We start from the raw sequence: 9379 nt of genomic DNA on the forward strand, positions 1-9379 counted from the left end.
GAGGTCTTTTTGTATATAAATAATTTTATAAAACCGGGCTTTGGTGATTTCGAATTTCCTGTAAAATACGGTCTCCGCCGGCATCAAGTAATTCATCAGCCAGGTTTGTACCCAATTCTTCGGGAGAATTTAACGGGCCCTTTTGAGAAAGACGGATCAATTCGGTTCCGTCTAAACTTACAATACCACCGGAAATACTAATTTGGTTTTCTTCCAATGTGGCCAGTCCAAAAACCGGAATGCTGCATCCGCCATGTAACTGCTTTAAAAATGCTCTTTCTGTCCGCAAACAAACTTCTGTTGTTTCGTGATTCAGTAAATTTTTCAGAATGGTTTTTTTTCAACCGAAAGTAGAACCGTACATTCTACGGCAACACTTCCTTGTCCTACTGCCGGAGTAAATTCATCCAATGACAAATGCTCAGCAATTTTATCATCATATTCCATTCGGTGCACACCGGCATAAGCCAGTAAAAGTGCATCACAATGGCCTTCTTCCAATTTTCTCAAACGCGTTTGCAGGTTGCCACGCATATCCACAGTTTTTATATGCGGATAAAAATGCCTTATCATTGCAATACGGCGGGTCGAAGAAGTGCCGACTGTAAACGATTCTCCGCTTGTTAAAGATAAATTGCTATTGTGGCTGACCAATACATCATTGGCATGTTCTCTTTCGGTAAACGCAATAATTTCAAAATCTGAATCCAGTTCAGACTGTAAATCTTTGGCACTATGAACAGCAATATCAATAACTCCACTTCTCAGCTGATCTTCCAGTTCCTGGGTAAATACACCTTTACTCCCTATTTTAGACAGCGAACGATCCAGGATTTTATCTCCCTTAGTTTCAATAATTACGATTTCCGTTTCAATTCCTCCTTTTTGAAGAAGGTTCTCAATGTAATAAGCCTGCCAAAGAGCAAGTTTGCTTCCACGTGTTCCTATTTTGATTCTCATAAATTTTTAAGCTTTGAACTAAACTCCAACCGTATCACCTTCATCAGTCACAATCTTATCCTCAATATAGGCAACAATTAAAGAGGCGATATCAATTCCGCTGATATCTTCAATGCCTTTTAATCCGGGTGAAGAGTTAACTTCCATCACCAAAGGGCCTCGTTCGGATTGTAATAAATCAACGCCTGCGATTTTTACGCCTAAAGCTTTTGCTGCCGCAATGGCCGCATGTTCTTCTTCCGGCGTCAGTTCTATCATACTTCCTTCACCACCTCTATGCAGATTGGACCTGAAATCTCCATCAGCTCCCTGGCGTTTCATTGCTGCTACAACCTTATTGCCAATTACAAGTGCACGGATATCAGCTCCTTTGGATTCGGCAATATACTCCTGGATAAGAAAATTAGCCTTTAATCCATAAAATGCTTCAATTGTAGATTTAGCAGCTTTAATTGTTTCGGCTAGTACAACGCCTACGCCCTGCGTCCCTTCTAATAATTTAATAATTACGGGCGGGCCGCCAACTATGTGGATGAGTTCCGTAACCTGCGCAGGATTTTTTGCAAAAACTGTTTTAGGAATATCAACACCTGATTTGGCCAAAACCTGCATACTGCGCAGTTTATCGCGGGAACGAAGTATCGCCTGCGATTTAACTGTTGTAAAAACCTTCATCAATTCAAACTGACGCACAACTGCACAGCCAAATGCATTTACCGATGTACCGATTCTGGGAATAACGGCATCAATTCCGGTGATGGTTTTGCCCTTGTATAAAATTGTAGGTTTTCCACCTTCTATCATGACCAGGCATTTTACATGGTCGATAACCACTGCTTTATGGCCTTTTTGTTTAATTGCCTCTACCAAACGCTTAGTTGAATAAAGTTCAGGGTTGGTAGACAGGACAGCGATTTTCATATAATTTCTAAATAATTAAGAAAGCGGAGGTAAATCATAATCTGATTTTGGTTCATGTTTCACTGAACCGGATTTTTGCTTTTCGATTCTGCGTTTTGCTGACAAATCCTTTTGTGCAACATCAATAATGAAACGGTTCTTCAATAATTTACGTCCAAGAAGTATTGGATAACTCATTTTCTGGCGGTTGGCAAGAGAAAATTCAGTACGGATTTTTCTTCCAAAAAGTTTGATACGAGTTTTAATAACATAGCGCTTTTCTTCTTTTCCGGAAGAATTACGAACCACGGTTTCTTTAAAATCCTGAACAGAAAATGATTGCTGCGGAGCACCTTTCTTTGCGTCCAGATAAAAACGGAGTATAGTATGATTGTCTTCCTTTATCAGTTTTACCCGGGAACAATGTATAGATGAGGTAGTTGCACCCGAATCCACCCGGACAGGAACGTGGTACCAATCCAGGTCGGGCAGATCTACTATATCGGTTGCCCCGATTATTTCAACCGGCTTTTTCATCTGCGTTGGAAAAAATGGGCAATAGTTAATGACAAATCCAGTAATACCATTTTGGCGCGTACGTTTCTTTCAATATGATAATAGGCAACATTTACTTCCTGAATCATATTTTCCAGTGATTCAAAGTTTACCGCTTTTGAAAAATTTTGCACGAAAGTAAGTTCTTCCTCCGGAACGCGCAACAATTCCCCGGCTCCATGGCTCCACACAAGCATATCCCGAAATAACCTCAATGCATAATCCAGCAAACCCTTTTGCTTTTCTTTATTCATTCCATCGAAGCTATCCGCAAATTTCACCAGATGCGCCACATCATATTTATAGCAGGAACGCATCCATTCTATAAACCAGCCTGATCTGTCATCTCCGGTTTCCTTGACAAGCTGCAATGCCTCAGACAAATTGCCATCACTTAAATAAGTGATATGTTTTGCTGTACTTTCTGAAACAGTATGATCCATTAAAAATGTGCGGACATCTTTATCAGAAAAAGCCGGAACTGCAATTCGTTGTGTACGGGAAATAATCGTGGTAAGGAGCCGGTCGGACTGATCACTTACCAAAAGGAATATCGTTTTGAAAGGAGGTTCTTCCAGTATCTTCAATAAAGCGTTGGACGCAGAAGCGTTCATGATATCCGGTTTCCAAAGCAAGAGGATTTTATATTCACCTTCATAAGCCTTTACAGATAGTTTCCGGAGAATTCCGCGTGCTTCTTCTACTGCAATATTTCCCTGTTTGTTCTCAGCACTAATATAATCCAGCCATTCAGGCAAAAGTCTGTATGGGCTTTCAAGTATAAACGAACGCCAGTAACTTAAAAATGCCTCACTCGTTTTACCATCAATTTTTTTTGAAGTAGCAATGGGAAAAATAAAGTGAAAATCTGGATGAATCAGCTTATTCATTTTAGCGCAAGAGGCACAAACACCACATGAATCTTCCTCGCTTCTGTTAGTACAATTAATATAGGTCGAAAATGCCAGTGCCAATGCCAACCCACCACCACCAGGAGCACTGTCGAATAACTGTGCATGCGCCAGGTGACTGGTTTGTACCGATCGTATCAATGTTGATTTTATACTTTCCAGTCCTGGTATATCTTTAAAAAGCACTTTTGTTTCGGTTAAGCGTTTCTATATTTGTTTGTCGCGGTGCTGTTTTGTCTGAATAAAAATTTCATTCAAAACCTTTTCGTTACTTTCATCAAAGGCAACATTGCGGCGGTTGACAGTATCTTTTGCAACTGCCAAAGCTTTTTGGAACCTATATTCTGTAAATCCTTCTGCATTTCCTCCCCAGGAAAAAGAAGGTATATGTTTAGGCTGAAACCCGGCTCCAAAAACATTAACATTTACACCAACAACGGTGCCGGTATTAAACATCGTTGAAATTCCTGCTTTCGAATAATCACCCATAAATAAGCCACAAAAAAGCAGGCCTGTATCTTCCAGTTTGTCAGATACATAATTATGCAATTTTACGTTCGTATGGTCATTTTTTAAATTCGAATTATTTGTATTGGCTCCTAAGTTACACCATTCACCCAAAACTGAATTGCCAAGATAACCGTCGTGTCCCTTATTGCTGTAACCAAACAATACTGATCCGCCAATTTCCCCGCCTACTTTACAAAACGGGCCAATGGACGTATTCATGCGTATTTTGGCATTTTGTGCAATAATGGAACCTTCACCCATAGCAAATGGCCCCTGAATAGCAGCTCCTTCCTGAATAGTTGCATTACGGCCAATATAGATCGGTCCGTTTTCGGCATTCAGAATGGCTGCTTTAATATTGACTCCGGTTTCAATAAAAATATCTTCAGTATTGTAGCAACGTGTATAGGGATCATCAATTGGTTCTGATTTCCTGATTGAAATCAATTGGTCAAAATCGGCCTTAATTTGTGTACCGTTTTTGGTGAAAATATCCCAAATATGGCGAATCATTAAATACGATCCGGAATATATGATTTTAGATAAATTTACCGCCTGATCAGGTTTCCAGGTTTTTGAAGCTGTTCTGACTGCAAGAATTTCATCATTTGCAAACAGTACGGATTCATTAGGGAGATTTATGATTGCATCAGCCAGTGAAGGATCAGGACATAAGGCTCCGTTTATGAAGAGATTATCATCTGATGTTTTTAATGCAAATCCAGCTTGTAAATAATCTTCAGTTAAATAAGAAGGTGTAGTACGATAGCAATTTGCCCACTTTTCAGCTATAGTGTGAATTCCGCACCTTATGGCAGCTACTGGCCGTGTGTAGGTAAATGGCAAAAGTTGCGCCCGAAGAACAGGTTCATCGAACAATATGATACTTGGCATGTCTGATATAAGTATGTGTGGTCAAAGGTCGGCCATTTTTTTGGTAGGGACAAAAAAAGAAGCAGTCTCTTTGGGCTTTCGCTGAGAGACTGCTTCTTTTCAAAGTAAGCTGAAAACAATTATTATGCTTCCGCTTCTGCTTCTTTTTGTCCGTAACGTTTTCTGAACTTGTCAACACGTCCTGCTGTATCTACAAGTACATTTTTGCCAGTGTAGAAAGGGTGTGACTGAGAAGAAACCTCAACTTTATATACCGGGTAAACAGTACCATCTTCCCAGGTAATGTTTTCGCTGGTTTCTATAGTAGAGCGCGTAATAAATTTAAAGTCGCTTGATAGATCCCAGAAAACGATGTCTCTATAATTGGGATGAATATCTTTTTTCATTGGTATATGCTATTATGTGTTCGATGCAATTCTCAAAAAGGATTGCAAAAGTAATTATTTTAATTTATTGACGCAAATGTGAGGCCGTTATATTTTCAATTTAAAATACGGAACACATTAAACCTCACTGAGTTGTTTTCTTAAAACCTCAATTCCCTTTTTTACTTCACTGTCAAAATCGGTATATTTAAAACATTCTATGGATAGTCCGCCTGTATATCCTATCTTTTTCAAAGCTCCCAGATATGGACGGAAATCATCACCTTTTACTCCTGGCGGTGTTCTGCTCTCTTTTTCTGCAATATGGCAGTGTACAATATGTTTGCCATATTTAATAATTTCCGTGGCGGGCTCATCTTCTTTAAGCATATGATAAATATCGCAAAGCAGGCGTACACGTGGGCTTTTCACTGCTTCAATAATTTCTACACCTTCTGCCAGGCTGTTGATGAAGTTCGTTTCTCCCCGGTTAAGTGGTTCTACTGCGATTGTTATCCCATATTTTTCGGCTAGCGGAGCCATTTTTCTGGTTAGTTCTATGTGCTGGCTTTTTGCTTTGTCCCTGTCAAAGCCATCGGGAATGATACGTGAACCGCCGCTTCCAAAAACAATATAATGGGAACCGCATTCTTTTGCTCTCTTCAATGCTAATTCCGTTCGCAATAGAATAGCTTCGTGATTGGCATCTGGTCCAAGTGTTTTTAGTTCCCCTGGTAACAGGATCACATATGACCAGATCGGAAATTTTAGCATTTGAAGCTCACGTAAATTCTGGTCAAATTTAGACTCTCCTTCCTGAGGAATAAGAAAGCCGCCTACTGATTCTTCAATATAAGTACAGCCAAGCTCTTTGAGGTAGCTGGCGTGGTTGTAAGAAGCAAAGACACCAAGAGAAACGGAGGATTTATTATCAACTTTATCCGTAAATCCAGCTGCTATCAGAGATGGATAGGCTGCAAGTCCGGCAACGGTGCCCGCTGTTGATTTCAAAAATGTCCTTCTTGATGCAGGATTTTGGAAAAAGGTCATGATGGCATACAATTTATAAACAATGAAAAATCCGGACAGTCATTTTTCTCAAAAGCTGTTTACTTTGTGTGCCTACCTATTATATTCAATAAAGTATTTTATAAAAAGAATAATAAGTAAACAACTTTTTATAAAGTTGTCAAAAATTTTAAGTTAATAATCTGTAAATCAAATAAAAACAATTTTTATTATTCTGAAAAGTGTACAAATTTTGAAATTTTAATTTTTATTTCACTGAAAAAATAATTTCAAAAATATTCATATAAATTAACGAGGGTAAATTAGTTGTAACCTGCTTGTAATAAGATTTTTAACAATTTGTTAATTTAAATTTTATCAATATTTTGAAAAAACGACGTATATCCGAGGTTGTATTTTTAGTTTATTTAGTGTTATTTCATCTAAATATTAAGGATTACTTCTGCACTTAAAGCTCAATAGCAATTTCTATAACTTCTTAAAAAATAACACATTATCATGTCTATGTATGTAATAAAGCGTGACGGCCGGCGCGAATCCGTAAAGTTCGACAAAGTGACGGCCCGTATAGAGAAACTGAGCTATGGCCTTGATTCAAATTACGTTCAGCCGGTTGAAGTGGCTAAAAAGGTAGTGTCCGGTATTTATGACGGAGTAACAACTGCCGAATTGGATAATCTTGCTGCTGAAACCGCGGCTTCGATGACCACCAAACATCCTGATTATGCTATTCTTGCTGCACGCGTGGCGATTTCAAATCTCCACAAAAACACATTGAAGTCATTTTCGGCAACAATGAAACGTCTTTATACTTATGTAGATGTTAAAACAGGTGAAAATGCATCCTTACTTGCAAAAGAAGTTTATGATGTAATACGCCAGCATGCTTCACTTCTGGATTCAACTATTATATATGATCGTGATTATGCCTATGATTATTTCGGTTACAAAACGTTAGAAAAATCGTATCTGTTAAAAGTAGATGGTAAAATAGTTGAACGTCCGCAGCATATGCTGATGCGTGTTGCTATTGGTATTCATCAGGAAGATGTCCAGGCTGCTATTGAAACGTATCATTTACTTTCTGAAAAATGGTTTACACACGCAACCCCTACTTTATTTAATGCAGGTACACCAAAACCTCAGATGTCGTCTTGTTTTCTTCTGACAATGAAAGAAGACAGCATCAGTGGTATATATGATACATTGAAAAGCTGTGCACTGATATCCCAGTCGGCTGGCGGGATTGGACTGAGCATTCATGATGTACGTGCAACTGGTACTTATATTAAAGGAACGAACGGACAATCCAATGGTATTGTACCAATGCTTCGTGTATTTAATGATACGGCAAGATATGTTGATCAGGGCGGCGGGAAACGTAAAGGTTCTTTTGCTATATATATGGAACCCTGGCATGCAGATATTTTCGATTTCCTGGATCTGAAAAAGAATCATGGAAAAGAAGAGCAGCGTGCCCGTGACTTATTCTTTGCATTATGGATTCCTGATTTGTTCATGAAGCGTGTTGAGGCCAATGATACCTGGTCATTATTCTGTCCTCATGAATGCCCGGGACTTTCTGATACGCACAGTGCAGATTTTGAAAAGCTTTACGAGCGTTATGAAATGGAAGGCAAAGCGCGTAAAATAATAAAAGCGCAGGATCTTTGGTTTGCTATTATGGAATCACAGATTGAAACTGGTACTCCTTATATGTTGTATAAGGACCATGCAAACAGCAAATCGAATCAGAAAAATCTGGGTACGATCAAGTCTTCAAACCTTTGCACTGAAATTATAGAGTACACAGCACCGGATGAAGTAGCTGTTTGTAATCTTGCATCTATTGCATTACCTAAATTTGTAGAACAAGGCGCAGATGGCTTCATGCGTTTTGACCACCAGAAGTTATACGAAATCACGAAAGTGATAACGCGCAATCTTAACAAAATCATTGACCTTAATTTTTATCCGGTTCCGGAAGCAGAGAAAAGCAATAAACGCCATCGTCCGATCGGTATTGGTGTGCAGGGATTAGCAGATGCATTTTGTATGCTGCGCATGCCTTTTGATTCTGAAGAAGCACGCCAATTGAATAAAGATGTTTTTGAAACCATCTATTATGGTGCCATGGAGTCATCTATGGAACTGGCTATCAAAAACGGGCCTTATGAAACCTGGGAAGGGAGTCCTATTTCGCAAGGCATATTCCAGTTTGATATGTGGGGAGTAAAACCAGAGAGTAAACGCTGGGATTGGGAGAAATTAAGAAAAGGAGTAATTCAGAATGGTGTGCGTAATTCCTTATTACTTGCACCAATGCCAACCGCTTCTACGAGCCAGATTCTGGGTAATAATGAATGCTTTGAACCATTCACTTCTAATATATATGTAAGACGCGTTCTTTCCGGAGAATTTGTAGTAGTAAACAAATATCTGCTCAAAGATCTGGTGAAACTTGGATTGTGGAATGAAGAAATGAAAAATAATCTTGTGCGGGCAAGCGGATCCATTCAGCCGATCCCAAACATTCCTCAGAATATTAAAGATCTGTATAAAACTGGGTGGGAAATTAAGCAACGTAGTTTACTGGATATGTCTGCTGACCGAGGTGCATTTATATGTCAGTCGCAATCCCTGAATATATTCATGGAAGAGGCGAACTTTGGCAAACTTACCTCCATGCATTTTTATGCCTGGAAAAAAGGTTTGAAAACAGGTATGTACTACTTGCGTACACGTGCAGCTTCTGATCCGGTTCAATTTACGCTTAGCAAACAGGCAGAAGCCCAGATCGAACCTGCAATGGAAGTGATAGCAGAGAAAGAACTGAATTATGTTCAATACGCGGAAGAACACGCAAAGCCTGTTTCTCCACGTGACAGCCGTTCAGATATGCAATGCTCATTGGATGATCCTGAAAACTGTGAGGCCTGCGGATCGTAAATAAGATGATATATAGTGATAAGGCCCTTGCTGTAAAGTGAGGGCCTTTTCTTTTGGCTGATATCGAAGGTTGTGTTGTAGAGAATTAGAGAAGATTAAATGCTTTGGAACATATCTGGAAGTTTAGTGATGGTGGATTAACATTAAAGCTGCATGCGGTGGCTAAACTTTGCTATTGTTTATACCTATATATAGATGCTCTTAACTTCCGATTACGTAAAAGCCGGATTTATGCATTACAGCTGATGAACCAAGACTGCTCTTTATATATATACTGTTTCAATCGTATTTGATAGTTACTGGCAT

Annotated in this window: 7 protein-coding genes and 1 pseudogene; 1 reads left to right on the forward strand and 7 read right to left on the reverse strand. The window is 39.1% G+C overall.

Annotated features, from left to right (window positions below; all coding sequences use genetic code 11):
• Positions 1–25: 25 nt before the first annotated feature.
• The 7 genes and pseudogenes from hemC to KZC02_RS18980 all read right to left on the reverse strand — a co-directional run bounded on the left by hemC (position 26) and on the right by KZC02_RS18980 (position 6145).
• Positions 26–960: pseudogene (gene hemC / locus KZC02_RS18950) on the reverse strand (hydroxymethylbilane synthase).
• A gap of 18 nt (positions 961–978) precedes the next feature.
• The gene (gene rimK / locus KZC02_RS18955) at positions 979–1881 is read right to left on the reverse strand and encodes a 30S ribosomal protein S6--L-glutamate ligase (RefSeq protein ID WP_221390132.1); all 903 of its coding nucleotides are present in this window, start codon (positions 1879–1881) and stop codon (positions 979–981) included.
• Between the two features lie 15 nt (positions 1882–1896).
• On the reverse strand, positions 1897–2397 hold the full coding sequence (locus KZC02_RS18960) for a RimK/LysX family protein (RefSeq protein ID WP_221390133.1): 501 nt from the start codon (positions 2395–2397) through the stop codon (positions 1897–1899).
• On the reverse strand, positions 2394–3512 hold the full coding sequence (locus tag KZC02_RS18965; protein ID WP_221390134.1) for a DNA polymerase III subunit delta' C-terminal domain-containing protein: 1119 nt from the start codon (positions 3510–3512) through the stop codon (positions 2394–2396). The genes KZC02_RS18960 and KZC02_RS18965 overlap by 4 nt, the downstream gene beginning before the upstream one ends.
• A 21-nt stretch (positions 3513–3533) precedes the next feature.
• A complete protein-coding gene (locus KZC02_RS18970; protein WP_221390135.1) occupies positions 3534–4730 on the reverse strand; it encodes a putative sugar nucleotidyl transferase in 1197 nt (398 codons plus the stop codon).
• 122 nt (positions 4731–4852) lie between these two features.
• Positions 4853–5116, reverse strand: a complete 264-nt coding sequence (locus KZC02_RS18975) for a type B 50S ribosomal protein L31 (RefSeq protein WP_221390136.1) — start codon at positions 5114–5116, stop codon at positions 4853–4855.
• 117 nt (positions 5117–5233) lie between these two features.
• Positions 5234–6145, reverse strand: a complete 912-nt coding sequence (locus KZC02_RS18980; RefSeq protein ID WP_221390137.1) for a sugar phosphate isomerase/epimerase — start codon at positions 6143–6145, stop codon at positions 5234–5236.
• A gap of 483 nt (positions 6146–6628) precedes the next feature.
• Here KZC02_RS18980 and KZC02_RS18985 point away from each other — a divergent pair, with 483 nt between their 5' ends.
• On the forward strand, positions 6629–9073 hold the full coding sequence (locus tag KZC02_RS18985; protein ID WP_221395109.1) for a ribonucleoside-diphosphate reductase subunit alpha: 2445 nt from the start codon (positions 6629–6631) through the stop codon (positions 9071–9073).
• Positions 9074–9379: the final 306 nt, after the last annotated feature.

Origin of the sequence: Dyadobacter sp. NIV53, assembly GCF_019711195.1 — a bacterium.
Taxonomy (GTDB): Bacteria; Bacteroidota; Bacteroidia; order Cytophagales; family Spirosomataceae; genus Dyadobacter.

What these genes read in the sequence shown, in the direction of transcription:
- rimK (WP_221390132.1), bottom strand. Translation starts at nt 1,881, where the DNA reads ATGAAAATCGCTGTCCTGTCTACCAACCCTGAACTTTATTCAACTAAG.
- KZC02_RS18960 (WP_221390133.1), bottom strand. Translation starts at nt 2,397, where the DNA reads ATGAAAAAGCCGGTTGAAATAATCGGGGCAACCGATATAGTAGATCTG.
- KZC02_RS18970 (WP_221390135.1), bottom strand. Translation starts at nt 4,730, where the DNA reads ATGCCAAGTATCATATTGTTCGATGAACCTGTTCTTCGGGCGCAACTT.
- KZC02_RS18975 (WP_221390136.1), bottom strand. Translation starts at nt 5,116, where the DNA reads ATGAAAAAAGATATTCATCCCAATTATAGAGACATCGTTTTCTGGGAT.
- KZC02_RS18980 (WP_221390137.1), bottom strand. Translation starts at nt 6,145, where the DNA reads ATGACCTTTTTCCAAAATCCTGCATCAAGAAGGACATTTTTGAAATCA.
- KZC02_RS18985 (WP_221395109.1), top strand. Translation starts at nt 6,629, where the DNA reads ATGTATGTAATAAAGCGTGACGGCCGGCGCGAATCCGTAAAGTTCGAC.